Origin of the sequence: Microcoleus sp. Pol7_B2 (assembly GCF_036701035.1) — a bacterium.
Taxonomy (GTDB): Bacteria; Cyanobacteriota; Cyanobacteriia; order Cyanobacteriales; family Microcoleaceae; genus Microcoleus.
Genome location: NZ_JAUBQB010000058.1, coordinates 1 through 15,951, shown reverse-complemented (window position 1 = coordinate 15,951; position 15,951 = coordinate 1). Strand labels below are relative to the sequence as shown.

Annotated in this window: 19 protein-coding genes; 10 read left to right on the top strand and 9 right to left on the bottom strand. The window is 46.3% G+C overall.

The window, feature by feature from the left end; all coding sequences use genetic code 11:
- Positions 1-100 precede the first annotated feature (100 nt).
- Together QUA57_RS20095 and QUA57_RS20090 are read right to left on the bottom strand one after the other, a co-directional pair.
- Positions 101-511: a hypothetical protein gene (locus QUA57_RS20095; protein WP_333063257.1), complete on the bottom strand. Its 411-nt coding sequence runs from the start codon at positions 509-511 to the stop codon at positions 101-103.
- Between the two features lie 183 nt (positions 512-694).
- Entirely contained in the window at positions 695-2,815 is a 2,121-nt protein-coding gene (locus tag QUA57_RS20090) for a hypothetical protein (protein WP_333063256.1), read from the bottom strand.
- Positions 2,816-3,067: 252 nt separating this feature from the next.
- On the opposite strand from QUA57_RS20090, the gene QUA57_RS20085 reads away from it, so the two are divergent.
- Positions 3,068-3,898, top strand: a complete 831-nt coding sequence (locus QUA57_RS20085) for a type II CAAX endopeptidase family protein (protein WP_333063255.1) — start codon at positions 3,068-3,070, stop codon at positions 3,896-3,898.
- Between the two features lie 81 nt (positions 3,899-3,979).
- Positions 3,980-4,339 carry an S-layer protein gene (locus tag QUA57_RS20080; protein WP_333063253.1) on the top strand — a complete coding sequence of 120 codons (360 nt, stop codon included), beginning with the start codon at positions 3,980-3,982 and terminating at the stop codon, positions 4,337-4,339.
- A 240-nt stretch (positions 4,340-4,579) separates the two neighbouring features.
- On the opposite strand, the gene QUA57_RS20075 is transcribed toward QUA57_RS20080, so the two are convergent.
- The 6 genes from QUA57_RS20075 to psbH form a co-directional block, all read right to left on the bottom strand.
- Complete coding sequence (locus QUA57_RS20075) at positions 4,580-4,909, bottom strand: helix-turn-helix transcriptional regulator (protein WP_333063251.1); 330 nt, start codon at positions 4,907-4,909, stop codon at positions 4,580-4,582.
- Between the two features lie 115 nt (positions 4,910-5,024).
- On the bottom strand, positions 5,025-5,393 hold the full coding sequence (locus QUA57_RS20070; RefSeq protein WP_333063249.1) for a type II toxin-antitoxin system RelE/ParE family toxin: 369 nt from the start codon (positions 5,391-5,393) through the stop codon (positions 5,025-5,027).
- Between the two features lie 122 nt (positions 5,394-5,515).
- The gene (locus tag QUA57_RS20065; RefSeq protein ID WP_006633689.1) at positions 5,516-5,782 is read right to left on the bottom strand and encodes a DUF3146 family protein; all 267 of its coding nucleotides are present in this window, start codon (positions 5,780-5,782) and stop codon (positions 5,516-5,518) included.
- A complete protein-coding gene (gene pth / locus QUA57_RS20060; RefSeq protein ID WP_333063248.1) occupies positions 5,779-6,441 on the bottom strand; it encodes an aminoacyl-tRNA hydrolase in 663 nt (220 codons plus the stop codon). Before pth ends, QUA57_RS20065 begins: the two co-directional genes overlap by 4 nt.
- Positions 6,442-6,702 carry a TatA/E family twin arginine-targeting protein translocase gene (locus QUA57_RS20055; RefSeq protein ID WP_172189683.1) on the bottom strand — a complete coding sequence of 87 codons (261 nt, stop codon included), beginning with the start codon at positions 6,700-6,702 and terminating at the stop codon, positions 6,442-6,444.
- A gap of 151 nt (positions 6,703-6,853) precedes the next feature.
- The gene (gene psbH / locus QUA57_RS20050) at positions 6,854-7,057 is read right to left on the bottom strand and encodes a photosystem II reaction center phosphoprotein PsbH (protein ID WP_015176007.1); all 204 of its coding nucleotides are present in this window, start codon (positions 7,055-7,057) and stop codon (positions 6,854-6,856) included.
- Positions 7,058-7,269: 212 nt separating this feature from the next.
- Between psbH and psbN the strand changes: the two genes are divergently transcribed.
- From psbN to QUA57_RS20015, 7 genes are all read left to right on the top strand, one after another.
- A complete protein-coding gene (gene psbN / locus QUA57_RS20045; protein WP_006633693.1) occupies positions 7,270-7,401 on the top strand; it encodes a photosystem II reaction center protein PsbN in 132 nt (43 codons plus the stop codon).
- Positions 7,402-7,645: 244 nt separating this feature from the next.
- A complete protein-coding gene (gene aroC, locus QUA57_RS20040; RefSeq protein ID WP_333063247.1) occupies positions 7,646-8,746 on the top strand; it encodes a chorismate synthase in 1,101 nt (366 codons plus the stop codon).
- A gap of 1 nt (position 8,747) precedes the next feature.
- Complete coding sequence (locus tag QUA57_RS20035) at positions 8,748-9,659, top strand: MBL fold metallo-hydrolase (RefSeq protein ID WP_333063246.1); 912 nt, start codon at positions 8,748-8,750, stop codon at positions 9,657-9,659.
- 561 nt (positions 9,660-10,220) lie between these two features.
- The gene (locus tag QUA57_RS20030; RefSeq protein WP_190659309.1) at positions 10,221-11,216 is read left to right on the top strand and encodes a hypothetical protein; all 996 of its coding nucleotides are present in this window, start codon (positions 10,221-10,223) and stop codon (positions 11,214-11,216) included.
- Positions 11,217-12,086: 870 nt separating this feature from the next.
- Entirely contained in the window at positions 12,087-12,686 is a 600-nt protein-coding gene (locus QUA57_RS20025; protein WP_333041704.1) for a class II aldolase/adducin family protein, read from the top strand.
- Between the two features lie 262 nt (positions 12,687-12,948).
- Entirely contained in the window at positions 12,949-13,503 is a 555-nt protein-coding gene (locus tag QUA57_RS20020; RefSeq protein ID WP_333063243.1) for an Npun_F5560 family protein, read from the top strand.
- Positions 13,496-14,146: a hypothetical protein gene (locus tag QUA57_RS20015; protein WP_333063241.1), complete on the top strand. Its 651-nt coding sequence runs from the start codon at positions 13,496-13,498 to the stop codon at positions 14,144-14,146. Before QUA57_RS20020 ends, QUA57_RS20015 begins: the two co-directional genes overlap by 8 nt.
- A gap of 44 nt (positions 14,147-14,190) precedes the next feature.
- Here the strand turns inward: QUA57_RS20015 and QUA57_RS20010 are convergent, their stop codons facing one another.
- On the bottom strand, positions 14,191-14,535 hold the full coding sequence (locus tag QUA57_RS20010) for an STAS domain-containing protein (protein ID WP_333041710.1): 345 nt from the start codon (positions 14,533-14,535) through the stop codon (positions 14,191-14,193).
- Between the two features lie 346 nt (positions 14,536-14,881).
- On the opposite strand from QUA57_RS20010, the gene QUA57_RS20005 reads away from it, so the two are divergent.
- On the top strand, positions 14,882-15,505 hold the full coding sequence (locus QUA57_RS20005) for a DedA family protein (protein WP_333063240.1): 624 nt from the start codon (positions 14,882-14,884) through the stop codon (positions 15,503-15,505).
- Positions 15,506-15,951 lie beyond the last annotated feature (446 nt).

Genomic DNA, 15,951 nt, shown 5'->3' with positions numbered 1-15,951 from the left:
CACCAGTTGCCAGCTTCAAAAAATCAGGATTGCAAAATTAGGAAATAACCTCACAATGTCAATGTTTAATCTGATGTGGAATCGAGGAATTGCTAAATTGCTAAAGCATCGGCATTTCTTCCTTGGATGCTTGCAACTCCATTTTGCCGTTAAGAATCCAGACATCAACAAAAGGAGTCTCTTGCACTCGAATTTCCTTGGTTTGCGTCTTGCCACCCTCCACCGTCACCTTCAATTTAACTGTGGATTCTTCAACAGGAACTTCCACCACATCCGCGAAGGAAATCGTCAAATCTGTAGTCACGCCTGACTTGCGATAGACTTGCTGTCCGTTGACTTCTATAATGACCGTACTATTGCTGAAACCGTCGCGAAGTTTGATCGATAAACGCATATTGGTACTCGCTTGGTAATGGTAAGGGGTCAAAAAATCGGCTTGGGGACGATCGGGTACGCAGGTAAACCCGATCGCCAAAATTGCCAACAGAATTATTAAGGCTCGAACAAACAACAGACTTATCCTTAATACAGTGAGGTTTTTGTCGGTAGTGTTTTGTACAAATTCAAGACTTAGGCGATGAGTTGAGAACACTATTTGTAGTGGTAAGGTGGGCACTGCCCACCCTACAAATAGAGTTTGTGCGTCTACTAGAAATGGTAAAGCAATCTTGAGAGTAATGCAGCAATTTAAGGCTTACTTTTTGTCTGCATATCGCATTGTCTTGACTTCCATTGCTGAGATTTGGCTCAAAGTTTTGTTGACCGCATCCTCATCTCCGATTTTAGCCTGAACCTCGGCTAAACAGGAAAGGGACATCTGTGCCGAAACAGGGTCGAGAATATTGGAATCTGCAACTGCTGTCAGCAACTTCGCGCTTTCATTCAACTTCGGTGGGCGTACAATCACCCGGGTTTCACGATCGTCCGTGATCGTTTTAAACTCACGGCTAGCGTTGATACCCTGCACCATCCGAACATAGTTTGCCATCGGCTGTTTCGGATACTTCGCCAGAACTTCCTCAAAAGCATCGTTACCGCTTTGCAAAGACTCATCATCCGAACCCAGCAAATAGAGCAAAGTACCCTGTTCGTCACCCATAAACAGAGAGGCCAGTTCTTCCTCAATTGGCGTCACAGGATAGCGAACTCGAATAGTCAGGATATCGGAGAATACCTGCGAACCGTCCATAGCCCCATAGACCGCTCGTACCTGGTAATTTCCGGGTAGATCGAAATAGAGTCCATCTTTGCCATAGCCGATATACGCGCTTTCAGGAATCACATCATCGCCGGCGATCGTACTTTCTTGCTGACCAACTAAATGATCGATTAGCGGTTCATAAACAACAACCGCGCCACTAGGCTTGCGAATCACGATTTTGACCAAGCCGTAATTCGGATGCAACCAAGTATGCACCCGGCGCCCGCCCGCAGTCGTCGTTCCCAGCATTAATTGCAGTACCACAGGCTCACCCAGCGCGAAGCTCTTTTGGTTGGTAGAGATCCTGAAAGTCAGTCCCGACTCATCGCGAATGGGATCGGCCATCACTTCCTGCCCCAGACCAGAGCCGACAGTAAAGTTGTTTCCACCCACGATAATATTGTTGCGGAACGCATGGCGGAGATGGATTACCTCCTCATTGTCGAACTGAAACGCAAACTGGCTCCAGTACGTAGCCTGGCCACCCGGTGCTGGGTAATTAAAGGGATAGTTCATCCAAGACAGCGCCAGGGGGCGATTCGTACCAGGGGGCGTCGCCAAGGACTTTTGCCACGAGTGAAGTAAGTTAAAACTATGTCCCAGCTCGTGAACGTAGGTATAGAGCTGCAATCGCAATTTTTCGGCAGTTTCCCCGCCAATACCTTGATGAAATACGGCGCAACCTTGCCGCTGCTTCCCTTGCTGGTCAAACATGATGCCGTACAGATTAGGGCCTATCTCGTGCAGTTGAGCAACGACTTGCCAAACAGCCCACTGCGGCAAATCTTGCCACAAGGTGAAGTGTTTTTGCATCGAAGCGTGCAGTTCCGCGTTGCTCCATTTAGCACCAGCACCAGCTTCATCGATATTGATAACGTTGTTCCCTGCTGTTGGGATCATCTCGATCCCAGCTTCTGCATAGGAACTGACAACGCTGAGGTTGCGCGCTGGCCCCCCTGACGGCAGCGAACCCGTGTTGTAGCTGCTGAATATAGGAGTGACAACATCGGAAACCCGGTCTGTTTCGAGCCGCAGACTTCGGAAATAGATAGACTCGAAGACACAAGTGTAAGTTGCTCCGGCTGCTCCGCCATTTGTGAAAAATTGCACCGTTGCTGGCGCCTGCGGCTGGAAGATGACCTTTCGTGCAATTGTTACCTGCACCACCGGAGCTCCGGCGGCAAAGCTAAAGCTTCCGAGACCCTTGATGACGACTTGAGAAGCAGTTACCGTTATCGTCGGCGCATCGACGATAAAGGAGCCAAAATAGGTGGTCGTACCACCGCTAATTTGGAAAAAGTCGCCGCTTAACCGCTTCATCGGTCGAGTGCGGTCAACGTCAACCCGCAGTTCGAGTTGAAAGCTGCCTAATGTACCGCGGTAGCGCCCACTGACCGGCCGTTTGGGGATGGGAATTGGCGTCGGAAATGGGATAGGTGCGATCGGTAGCGGTGGGATGCTAGGTATTGGTGCGGTTTCGCTTTGGATTGGATGCGTTGGATCGCTAATTCCAGCCTCTATTGCTGCGATCGCAGCGATGTCATCGACTGAGATTTCTCCAAAAGAAAAGTCACTACTGGTTAAATCGATACTTGTAGGATCTTGCTGTGACATTTTGATTTATCCTTCCATATTCTGATACTCCATATATAAGTGGCAGTGTTGGCGAGTTTACAGTCACTTTTTCTAGTGACGCTTATTTGTGCTACACCAAAAGTAGTGCACTAGGGGCTTCGTATCCTCGATGCTGTCGGTAAGGCAAGGAGCTATAGCCACAGCAACTTGACCGTTTCACTGATGCGCCCGGCCCGTGTTATGTTTATTTTTACTAAAAATTAAAATCTCTCAGCAAGTAACTTGTAAGCAATGACTACCCGGAGCAAAATAGCCACGTATCCATTTCTTTTACGCATCGCAATTTTTCTGTTAATTTTGCTCTCAATCTGGTTGCCGTTAGCAGCACCAATTTACTTGTTAGTTAAAGATAGTAACCTCGCAACTATTTTCACAATGGGATTGCTGTTTGCTGAGTTTCTGTTCCTAGTGCCGCGGTGGGGAAAACAGGTTTACGGACAAACCCAATTACTCAAGAGTTATGGTTTAATCAATACGCGAAAAAACGGTTTTGAGCTTTTAATCGGATTGGCGATCGGGCTTTTGCTCACTTTCAGCTTATTTGCGGTGCAAGGGCTGTTCGGCTTAGTCGCGTGGCAAAATTCAGATAATTTGCCTAGAATCATCGCAGAAGGGCTGTTAAGCGCCCTTGGAGTCGGTTTTGCGGAGGAGTTGGTATTCCGGGGTTGGTTGCTGGAAGAGTTGCAGCGGGATTACAATTATAAAATATCTCTGTGGGCGAATAGCCTGGTGTTTGCCCTATCTCATTTTATCAAACCTGTTGCCGCAATGCTACGGGCTTGGCCACAGTTTCCGGGGTTGTTGTTGCTGGGTTTGATTCTGGTTTGGGGAAAAAGATCGCGCCAAAATCGCCTCGGTTTGTCGATCGGGCTTCATGCAGGTTTAGTCTGGGGATATTACATCATTAACATCGGGCAGTTAGTGCGATATTCGGCATCTGTTCCCGAGTGGGTGACAGGAATTAACGGCAATCCGCTAGCTGGGGCAGTGGGGCTGTTGTTTTTGAGTGTCTTGGCCTTGGGAATGCGAAAAATGTCTGAACATTCCAAAGGTTTCGAGTAAGGATGAAGAGTCCTTATTTTCCCCTATTTTGAGGACTAAACTCCTCACTACCAATCAACTTATTCAGAAAATTATAAATGTATGAAACTCACCATCTTTGCCACTGCTACACTATTAATTTCTACAGGTATTTTTGATCCTGCAAAAGCAGAAAATACCACACAACCCAAGCCAAATAATTCTTTAGTTCAAGTGCAGACAGCGCCAGAACAAATTCTCAATGCTTGCGTGCAGAATCAGGTTGAAACTCTGCCAAATCCTTTTACCGATGTACCTTCCAATCACTGGGCTTACAAAGCTGTTTTGACAATGTATTATTGCGGGGCTTACCGAGAAGCGACGCCACCTGCTTTAATTAAAGAATCACTGGAATCGGGAGATACTACTAGAGAAAGTTTGCCTTCCCCAGCGCTTTTTCCCTTCCCATTACTAAGACTTTAAAACTCAGCGGCAGGCAACGCCAGAACAAATTCTCCCTGCTTGCGTGCAGAATCAGGTTGAAAGCCTGCCCACTCCTTTTACCAATGTACCTTCTGATCGCTGGGCTTACAACGCTGTTTTGACAATGTATTATTGCGGCGCTTACCGAGAAGCGACGCCACCTGATTTGTTGACAAACCGCCCATTTATAAAAGTGAATGCAAAGAAGGTGAATTATACAAAAAAGTGACTATTCAGATATCAGATGCTAACAACACTAATTCCTGCGGTCACGGGCGATTCGACCTTTTGCTTCACCACAATTTGCACATCGCACCCTAACGCATTTAAAAATCGAAACAACCTTTCTGTTGAAAAACCAGTCAGCTTTCCTCTCATCAACGCTGACACCTTTGGCTGGTCAATTCCTAATACTTCTGCGGCTTGAACTTGATTCAGTTCCCTTTGACTAAGGATCTCAGTTATCTGGCGTACCAGTTCCGCCTTCATCAGCATTTCATCAGAATTAGGCAGACCCAAATCAGCAAATATATTGCCACTACTAACTTGAATATCGCTCTCCTTACTCATGATTTCGCCCTTTTTTACCTGGTCTTAGTTATTCCTGAAAAAGTAGTGATAAGAAGCAGTCTATTTCCAGCTTCTTTATAAATCTAAGCACATCTTATCACTACTAATTCCATTCTTACTTACTATTGAACTCTTCGTAATGTTCTTGAGCTAGTTTTAGCCTTTCTTGGATTAACTTAATATCTTGTTGCGGTGTAGCAATTCCTTTTTTAAACTTTTTCTGGAAAGCGTGCAAAACATACACTGTATCTGCAAACTTTACCGTGTAAACAGCTCGATAGGTATCCCCATCATAGTCATCGGTAATTTCTAAAACTTTTGCACCTCCAAACCCTTTGAGAGGTTTAGCAGATTGGTGTTTTCCTCCTGTTTGTGCTAGATACAGAGCATAGCCCATTATGCCACGTACATCTTCAGGAAATTCTTTAAGATCGTTCAGAGAACTTCCGATCCATAGAATATCTTTGGGTGATATTTGTCTCATGTTTAGAATATTTTCTCAAGATTTTTTTTCTCATGGCATTGATTGTGTTGTTTACGACTACACTTCCATTATGCTAGATTTAGCATAAAGGGTCAAGAGTTATTCCCAAATAAATATGAATATTAAAACTGAGCCCGAACCGTAAACGAATAATCGCCACCTGGTTCTAATTGATAATCCCATTTTTCCAGGAAACGGTGCAGCGGTTCCTGAATCAATGCCCTACCCTGAGAAGGCTCAAGTATCAGTGTTTTTTCTGACGTGAAACGCCACTGAAACTGCCACTCAAAATTGCCGGCAGTCACTTCACCCTCAATCGTGCCTTTTTGCCAAGATTGACCAGTAACTCGGACATATGCAGTTGTTTCAGGCAAACGTCTCGAACTCACCTTTTTGTTTCCGCGTTTGTTTCTGCAATTGTGCGACTATTGTAAAGGCTCATGGCTTTTTCTACTCCTTGGTGGAGACTTAGTTCCACAGCTTCTACAACCAGTTTAAGCACTTTTTCTACTAACTGACTTTCCTCTGAGGAAAACTTTCCTAACACGAAGGAAATCGTATCTTTCTCATTTTTAGCAGCATCGTTTTGAGGTTTGCCGATGCCAATCCGCAACCGGGGAAATTTGTCTGTGCCCAAATGAGAAATTGTTGATTTCATGCCGTTGTGTCCGCCTGCAGAACCTGCCAGCCGCATTCTCAATTTCCCGATCGGCAAATCCATATCATCGTATACTATTAATACCGCCTCCGCAGGTATTTTGTACCAATCCGTCGCCGCCCGAATCGCTTGACCCGACAGATTCATGTAAGTAAGCGGTTTCAGCAAACGGATTTTCTGTCCCCGCGGCCTGTTTCCCTCGCCAAATATGCCTTGAAATTTGCGATTTTCCGACAGGGAAATCTGCCAAGATTTAGCCAAGGCATCGACAGCATTAAAGCCTATGTTGTGTCGGGTGCGATCGTATTTAGGTTCGGGATTTCCCAACCCAACTATTAGCTGGGGAATCACTAACTCCGCTGGTGTTTCCGACTTCTGAGTGTTGTTCATTTAACTGTCTGTGCTATCTTCCTTGGGAGTAGCCGCCGCGAGTTTTTCAGTTTCCGGTTTGCTGCTAGTTGCTACTGCTTCTTCTAACTGCTTAGCTTCCCGCGTGAACTCCGACTCAAAATCCCGCGAAGCGTCTTGAAAGCCCCGAATTGCCTTCCCCATACTCCGGCCGATTTCGGGTAATTTTTTCGGACCAAATACCAAGAGGGCGATCGTAAAAATAACGGCCATTTCGGGCAAACCAATGCCAAAAATATTCATTTTTTCTCTCCTGCAATTTGTTTAGTTACTTTTTGTTTATTTATGGCAAAAGTAATCGGAAAGGGTAAGGAAAAACGGGAAAACTTAGCTTTTGCCCTTTCTCCTCAACCCTCAGCTTTTACTTTTAGCCTTACTGTTTTGCGATCAATTTTTAGCGGCCTAGGCTCGACCAATCCATATCCACACTCTCCAGAATCAGAGAAGAGTTGTAGATTTGCAAAATAATCAACAAGAACACGAAAAACAGTCCAATGAAAACGCTCATCAACAGCGTGGTGCCCCAACCAGGAGCCACCTTGCCGTACTCTGAGTTAAGGGGTTTGAGTATATCTCCTAACCAAGTTCGTTGTGCCATAAGTCACCTGCAATGAATCTCTACAGAGAAGTTTGACATATTTTCACCGCTAATTGCGATCGCAATTTCTCAGAAATGCTGCAGGGGGACTCGGAAAATGGGGAGTGGGGGTTGGATGCCATACCGTACAGCGCCTAAAATCACTAGAGTTTCAGACGGATTGTTATTTTTTGTAATATTATAGAGTGGAGCACTCATAATCGATCAAAAATATGGAACCTGCAGCAGTTCTAGGCATTTCACTGGGCGTGTGTCTGGTGGCAATCACCGGATTCTCGATCTACACCGCTTTCGGTCCCCCCTCTAAGGAATTGAGAGATCCTTTTGAAGAACACGAAGACTAAAGAAGAAGGAAGACACAACACGGATTCGGACACGGATACACGGATGAATTTAAGTGTGTTTCCAGATATCTCCTATTCTCTGTCTCTCCCTCTCTCCCTGGTAGATATTCTTCTAGGGGTGGGAAGGGAGTGATTCTGTGGGGCGATCGCGTGTCGCCTACTCGTCAATGCTATATTTTTCAGAAATACAGTAAATCTCTATTCCATTTAAGCTAAAAATTATTAAGTTTCAGGGCAAAGCATCATGGGCAATACCTTTGGGCATTTATTTCGGATCTCGACATTTGGGGAATCTCACGGCGGGGGTGTGGGAGTAGTAATTGACGGTTGCCCGCCCCTGGTGTCGATCAACGCATCGGAAATTCAAGCCGAACTCGATCGCCGCCGCCCCGGCCAAAGCAAAATTACCACACCTCGCAAAGAAGCAGATACCTGCGAAATTCTGTCAGGGGTGTTTGAAGGCAAAACTTTGGGAACGCCGATCGCAATTTTAGTCCGCAATCAAGACACTCGCCCCCAAGATTACGGCGAAATGGCGACAACTTACCGCCCTTCTCACGCTGACGCTACCTACGATGCTAAGTACGGAATTCGTAACTGGCAAGGCGGAGGTCGATCATCCGCGAGAGAGACAATTGGTAGAGTAGCAGCAGGGGCGATCGCTAAAAAAATTCTCAAACAAGCAGCAGGAGTCGAAATAGTCGGCTACGTCAAACGCATCAAAGACTTAGAATGTGTCGCCGATCCGGACACTGTTACCTTAGAACAAGTAGAAAGTAACATCGTCCGCTGTCCAGATGCCGAATGTGCCGAAAGAATGATTGAACTGATCGAAAAAGTTCGCGACAGCGGAGATTCGATCGGCGGTGTAGTCGAATGCGTCGCCCGCAATGTACCCAAAGGACTGGGAATGCCCGTATTCGACAAACTCGAAGCCGACTTGGCAAAAGCCATCATGTCCTTGCCCGCCAGCAAAGGCTTTGAAATTGGTTCCGGGTTTGCCGGGACTCTGCTCAAGGGCAGCGAACATAATGATGAATACTATACTGATGATAAGGGTGTAATTCGTACAGTGACGAATCGCTCTGGCGGAATTCAGGGTGGCATTGCTAACGGCGAAAATATCATTTTGCGGGCGGCATTCAAGCCAACTGCAACAATTCGCCAGCAGCAGCGCACCGTTACCCGAGAAGGCGAAGAAACGCTGCTGGCTGCCAAGGGACGGCACGACCCTTGCGTTTTGCCAAGAGCTGTGCCAATGGTGGAAGCGATGGTAGCTTTAGTGTTGTGCGACCATCTTCTGCGCCATCACGGACAATGTGGAACCTTAAAGCCTGAATTTTAAAATGGAAATCAGCTTGTCCTCTGTAGCGGCAACTCCCCTTGATTGCCCTCAACCCTCCGAATCAATAAAAGGTATAGATGATTTTGTAGTACAGTTTTGGGGCGTACGGGGCAGTGTTCCGACACCCGGACAGGAAACTGTTCGCTACGGCGGCAATACTTCTTGTTTGGAAATGCGAGTCGCTGGCAAACGCTTGATTTTTGACGGCGGAACAGGCTTGCGGATGCTGGGAGACCAGTTGCTGCAAGAAATGCCCGTGCAAGCTTATATGTTTTTTACTCACTATCACTGGGATCACATTCAAGGTTTCCCGCTGTTCGCCCCAGCTTTCATCCGCGGCAATAGCTTTGATATTTACGGGGCGACTCCGCCGGATGGAGATTGCATGAAAAGGCACTTTGTCGAACGGGTGCTGCACTCGAATTCGCCGGTGCCGCTGATGGGTTTGCAGGCAGATTTGAATTTCTACGAACTCCATCACAACCAGACGATGATGCTGGACGATATTGAGATTAGGACGGGTTCTCTGAATCACCCCAATACTGCTATGGGCTACCGGGTGACTTGGCAGGGCCGATCTGTTGTTTACTGTTCGGATACTGAACATTTTCCCGATCGGCTAGATGAGAATGTCTACAATTTAGCCCTCGACGCTGACGTGCTGATTTACGATGCGATGTACACAGACGAGGAATATCACAACCCCAAGTCTCCGAAGGTGGGTTGGGGACACTCGACTTGGCAGGAAGCGGTGAGAATGGCTAAGGAGGCGCGGGTGAAACGAGTGGTGATTTTTCACCACGATCCGGCTCATACTGACGATTTTCTCGATCGCATCGCCGAAGACGTGCAAATTGCTTTTCCGAAGGCTGTCATGGCCCGCGAGGGTCTTATTTTGCCGATCGGCTTCTGAACATTCGCCTCTGAGGCTCGATCGAACCATCAACTGATCGAACCATAATTGTTATGTGAATATGTGGATCTGGGAGCGAGACCAGCTCCACAATTTTTTTTAATACGCAGCAAACTCTTAACTGCATGGTATAATTCTTGCTTGTTAAGTTTTTAGGTCGAGTATTTAAGGTTTTTTTTATTCTTCAACCGCGTCCGCAAGACGCCAAGACGTAAGATAATTGGAGAATTGCCAAGGGTGAAAAGGAGACTGTTTTGAATGTCAACAAACACGGGGAGGCGAGGCGATCGCACGCCTGAGTGCTAGTCTGATGCCAGTAGACTTCCAGAAGCCTTGTTACAGATTAATTATTAAGGACAAAAACTGAAGTTATAGCTCGGATCAAATAAAAGCGCAATCGGTTTTTTCGGATCGTGAATATTGACAACTCTCAAAAGCTAATAGCTTTTAGATAGAAACTGAGAAAATTTTCAGCAGTCAATTTGACTAACCAGAAAGAAACGATGGTTCTTGGGTTTGGCAGGAGCTGCGGCAAGTGAATGTTATGACTTGACTATCAAAATGGGAAATTTACGTTTTAGATCTTCAGCACATCAATACAGATGGATTGCCTTAGGCAGTTTTGCTGTAATTATGGGCATTTCAGGCGCCCTGGCCTACCGCCTCGCCCCGCCCCCCGGATTCATGGCTCAAGGCACTCTCACTTCTAATAATCCGCCAGTCAAATTTTCGAGTACGGGCACGACAATTCTCAAGCAGGGAGAGCAACTCACCCCAGAGGTTCTGCTGGCAGATAATGTTGTCAAAGCAGTGGCAGATGCAGTTAAGCTGTCGCCCCAGCAAGTTCGACAAAATGCTAGTGTCAAGATTTCTAAGCCGGAACAACCCCTAGAGATTGTTGTTGGGTATCGCTCGCTCGATCAGGAGCAAGCAATCCAAACGGTGGATATGTTGATGAAGGGCATGGTGGAAAAAAGCCGCCTGATTAACAGATATCGTTGGCAATCAGTCAATCAGTCGCTCAACCAACGTTTGGCACAAGTCACTCAAGACCTGAAACAAGCTCAGCAAAAACTCGACCAATACGAAAGAGAACGCGCTCGGCTGTTGCAGCAAATGAAGCTTCAGCAAGACTTTTACAACAAAACTCAGCTTGCAATGGCGGATACGCAAGCTTCGGAAAAAGAAATGGTTAGCAGTTTGGCCGCCGCTACAGTGCCGCAAATTGTGGCGACGCCCACGAGCGATCCGACAGTGCCTCTGATTTTGGGAATTGGGTTGCTGTTGGCGATTTTGGTCAGTCGCGGTTTGATTCCTTCGGTGGCGGATTGGAGGTACAAAGCAGCTTTTCAGCGAGAAGAGAGTGAAAGGCTCCAAAGTGCTTTGTACCGACTGATCAAAGAAGGCCGCGGCGAAATAACTCTGGTGCGGTTTGCAATGGAAACGCGGCTGTCGCCGGATGTCGCTCAGCGTTTTTTGAACCAACAAGCTGAAGTCTTTAATGCCAATTGCGAAATTAAAGACGACGGCAGTATCTTGTATCACTTCCACATTTAAAGGGCTACGAGCGATCGCACTCCACAGAAGACTTTAGCCGATCGAGGTATCACTCCTCGATCGGCTTGTTTTTTTCTTAATAGGACTTATATCAGGTTCGGTCGATCGACTATCCCCCTTTAGGTAGGCGCGGGTTTACGGGATCTATAACTTATACTACTACTACAGATTTGGGTCAACCCGCCGACGCGAGCTGGCGTGGCGGTGATTTTACCCGACATGATATTACGCTCAACCCGGTTTCTTAGCTTGTAGGATGCCCCGGAGCTAAAAATTGCTCGATCAACATAGGTGTTGACTAACGTAGAACACCCGAAGATTGCGCCAGTTCCTCCCAGACTGGCTAAAAAATATTTTTTGTGTTCCCCTTGATTCTTGCTTAAATATAGATATAATCGTAAAAAATAAGTAAATGTACGGTTGCTTTTTACCGGCGTTACCTAATTAAGGGGTACTTTATCCTTAAATATTTATTAAGGTAGAGTTAAACTCAGTAGAAATGCTGTAGTATAGAGAGATAAGCGATTCAGGGAGGTTATGTAGTTTCACCTCAGAAACTCGAAAGGGAAAAAGCCTGGAATCAAACTCCCCAACTGAAGGCGTACATTTTCATATTGAACTTTTGTAATCACCTAGAGGCTAAACCATGATTTTTGGAATAATTGGTTCTTCTTTCGTAGCTTACTTTTTGCTAATGTCGATCGCTAATTACGGCGACACTGGAATGTAGATTAGTTAAGGCACTTATGCACCGAGACATAAGGCAGCAGGCAAAAAAAGCTGTTTGACAACTTCTTGACAACTTCGATTAAGTCTCAGCTTCGGCAATGTCTGTCGTGTCAGAGTCGTGTCTGATCGGACAAAAAATGGATGGATGAAGGAGTCGTTAAGTACCGCTGTGACTGGGAAGAAGCAGACCCTGTAGCTGCCCGGAACATAGCAGATTTGATGGACTGGCGCGATCGGCTGCACTCTTGGGGATTAATTGGCGTCTACGAAAATGGCATAGGGTTTGGCAACGTCAGCGTCAGACTCGGCAATTCTTGCCAATTCGTGATTTCGGGAACCCAGACTGCACACTTGAGGACTCTAGGACCAGAATTCTACTGTACTGTTACTGAATTTAACTTAGAACAAAATTTCCTCGGGTGCCGGGGCCCCGTACAAGCTTCGTCGGAGTCCCTGACTCACGGGGCCCTGTACCTTCATAGACAGGATGTGGGCGCGATAATTCATGTTCACAATCCTAAACTATGGCAGCAACTGCTGTTTAAGATTCCTACTACTAGAAAAGAAATACCTTACGGCACTCCCCAGATGGCCTTAGAAATGTTTAGACTTTTTGAGGAGGAGAATTTGGCAGAGCGTCAAATTCTGGCGATGGCCGGTCACGAGGACGGCATTATCTGTTTTGGCAGCACCGTGGACGAAGCTGGCAAAGTGCTTTCGGCTGTGATTGGTTACACATAATATCTGGCACTATTCTCGGAAAAAGCTAAGAAACCTGGTTTATTGACAAAAAACCTAGGATTTTAACTCTGTCTATGCCAAGAAACTCAGGTGATGACGTGGATGCCTGATGTGAGTTAAACTGAGCTTTACCCTTGACATCGGGCCCCTGGCTCGATTTAGCCTAATGGGTTCAAAACTTTTGAAGTGCCTCTTGCCTCTGCGGTAAGGGGAAGATATTTTTAAAGAGAAACACATTATATAACAAAAGCTGAGAGTCATCGTGAATCAAACTAAACTTGTAAGCTCAAAAGAATTGCAATCAGAGGTATCTCGTCTCACCGAAGAGCTGCAAATGCGCGACCAATTGGTGCAACAGTTGTCTCAAGAACTTTTCCGGCTGGTGAAGGGCAATTCTAGTTTTGTGCCGGCGCCGGAAGTTTCCGATCGCCACCAAGCTCAAATGCAGGCAATGCGGGAACAACTCCAAGCTGTTGAAGAACAGGTGGGTTTTTATCAGGAACAAATCGCGGAGCGGGATGCTGAGGTTTACCAACTGCGACAGTCGGTGCAAGAATTGACGGATCGCTCTCGGATGCTGGAACAGGTGGTTCAGGAATTGCCGGGGGTTTACCGCCAGAAGTTTGCCGAGCGTATCGAGCCGATTAAGGAAAAGTTGGAGCAATTGCAAAAGGAAAATCGCCAGTTGCACACAGAGTTGCAAAGCGTAACTTACCGTCTAGCTGTGCGGAGCCGCAAGGCTAAGGGCCTGGATCTGCCGAGCGTCGATGCTGAGGACGATCGAGGAATTCAAATGCCGAGCTTTGGCAATGTCTAAGGTTTTGATTGTCGCGGGTGGTGAGAAAGGCCCGGCCACCAGTCTCAAGGCGGCGATCGCTCAATCTCATCCTTTAACTGAAGTCAATATCTGTGGGGTTTCTGAACTCAATTCTGGCGCCATCGCTCCGGGTGGGGCGATCTTTTGTCCTTTGACGCTGGATGTGCCAGAAAATCTGCTTTTTCCGGCTCAAGATGTGTTTCGATTTTGTGGCAATGTTTCGGCGGCGCGCGATCGAGTGTCCCAGGAGTTACTTTTTCCCGTCGGCGAGGGCAATTTTTGGCTGCCTGTGGTGTTGACTGCAAAGGGGCCACTGTATGCGGAGGTGATTGGTGGCGAACCTGACAAGCAGTCTGGCGAGTTGAGTTACTCTCAACCGGTGCATTTGTCGGATGTTTGGCGACAGCAGTTGTATGAGTTGGCTTACCGCTTGCTGAATCTTTTAAATGCGCCCCCAGCGACTTATTTGATACAGTTCGGCTTCGTAGGGGAAAGGATTTGTTTCGATCGACTTTGGCCTTTTCCGGCTGCACCTGCGATCGCTTCTGTCGGCGTTCAAGTGCCGGATTTATTTGTTTGTCATTGGTATTGCTTGACAAATCAACCTATTTATGATATAGAAATTAGCTCGGCGGTTGCTTGAAGTCTCTTGCAAACTTGAGATCTAAACTAGGGATCTCATTTTAATCAAGCAACTAAAGCGGGAGTTTCAGTGGAGATAACTTGCTCGAAACTGTCGAAGATTTCAAAGAGTTGATCGAGTTGAGTAATTTCAAAAATTAGCTTGACTGTGGCTGAGAGGTTGCAGATGACGAGGCGGCATCCCCGGTGGCGGGCGGCGTTGAGTCCGCCGACTAAGGCGCAAATCCCGGAACTGTCGATGAAATCTACGGCGGCCATGTCTATTACCCAGAGTTTGTGGCGATCGGGCACAATCTCGGCTAGCTGTTGCTGAAGGAGGTTGCCGGCTTGGGAGTCGAGGCAGTTGTGAGGTTGAAGGACGATGGGTTGGTTGAAGTTGGGAAATTCCATAGCAGTTATCCTACGATCGTAAAGTATGAATAAGTTAGTTTAGTTGCTGACTCTGTTGAGAGACTCAGGGAATTTCAGCGTATGTTTTAGGAGGGGCGATCGAGCTAGGGAATCGGTGGGGAGAGCCGTTGTGATAAATTTAGTAGGAAACTAGGTAGCGATCGCGCGGAAGGCAACCGCAACAATTCTCTATTCATCTAGTATGCCTGAAAGCTTAATTTTTAGTTGGGCCAGCGATCGCGACAACAGTGTGTTCTTCATCACAGCGAAAGATTGCACTATTGGCTGAATCGAGCCAATATATAAATGTATTGAGCTTTGCAAAAGTTTACGAAGGCAGTATCGAATGTCTTTTGAGTTTTTATCGTTAGAGACTATTCAGCAGTTTGCGCGTGATTACGGCTACTGGGCAGTGTTTCTGGGAATTTTGCTGGAAAATCTGGGAGTTCCTCTTCCAGGCGAGACTATTACGATTGCTGGCGGGTTTTTAGCTGGCAGCGGGGAACTGAATTACTGGTTTGTTCTCGGCAGTGCGATCGCCGGTGCTACATTGGGGGGAAATTTTGGTTATGCGATCGGCAGGTATGGTGGCTGGCCACTGCTGCTGAAGCTGGGACAATTTTTCCGCTTTCGAGAAGAACAACTGTTTGACTTAAAAGAACAGTTTAGCAAAAATGCAGCTAAAGCCGTATTTTTGGGTCGTTTCATCGCACTGCTGCGAATTTTTGCTAGCCCCCTAGCAGGTATTGCAGAAATGCCTTTTTGGAAATTTTCACTGTTCAATGTTCTGGGTGCTGCAAGCTGGGCATCTGTAATGGTGAGTTTATCCTACTTCTTGGGACAAGTTGTGTCTTTAGAGAAGTTGGTAGGTTGGGCCGCTCAATTTGCGGTATTTGCTTTGCTGTTAGCAGTTGCTTGGATTGCAATTCCTATTTGGTTGGAATCGCGGACTTTGGACAAGACTAAGTAAGATTAGTGGTTAGACTTTTTGCAAGAATTCTGGATTTTCTGTTTTTAACCGCAGATAAAGGCAAATGAACGCAGATATTATCTATTTTTGCAAAAAGTCTAATGATTGGCGCTCGCCTATTAATAAGTCAGGGCTTATGTCCTCAAAATCATCAAGTTTGTAGCGATAATTTCTGTCCTCATTCCAATCTATGCTAAATATTAGGATGTTCTTGGATTGAGTTAAATAGGATTTCAACAACTCGGTCGCTCTAATTATAATAATTCACAGAATTCTGCGAACAAGGGAGGAGAAGAAGTGCGATCGCAATAATCATGGTGTTCGCTGAAAGGCGATGTATAGTCATTTCAAATAAATATGAGACAGAGATAAGATCATGATAAAATCGATAAAAATAGTTAATTAGAAAAAAATGGCTTACAGTCTAGACTATCGACAAAAAGTAG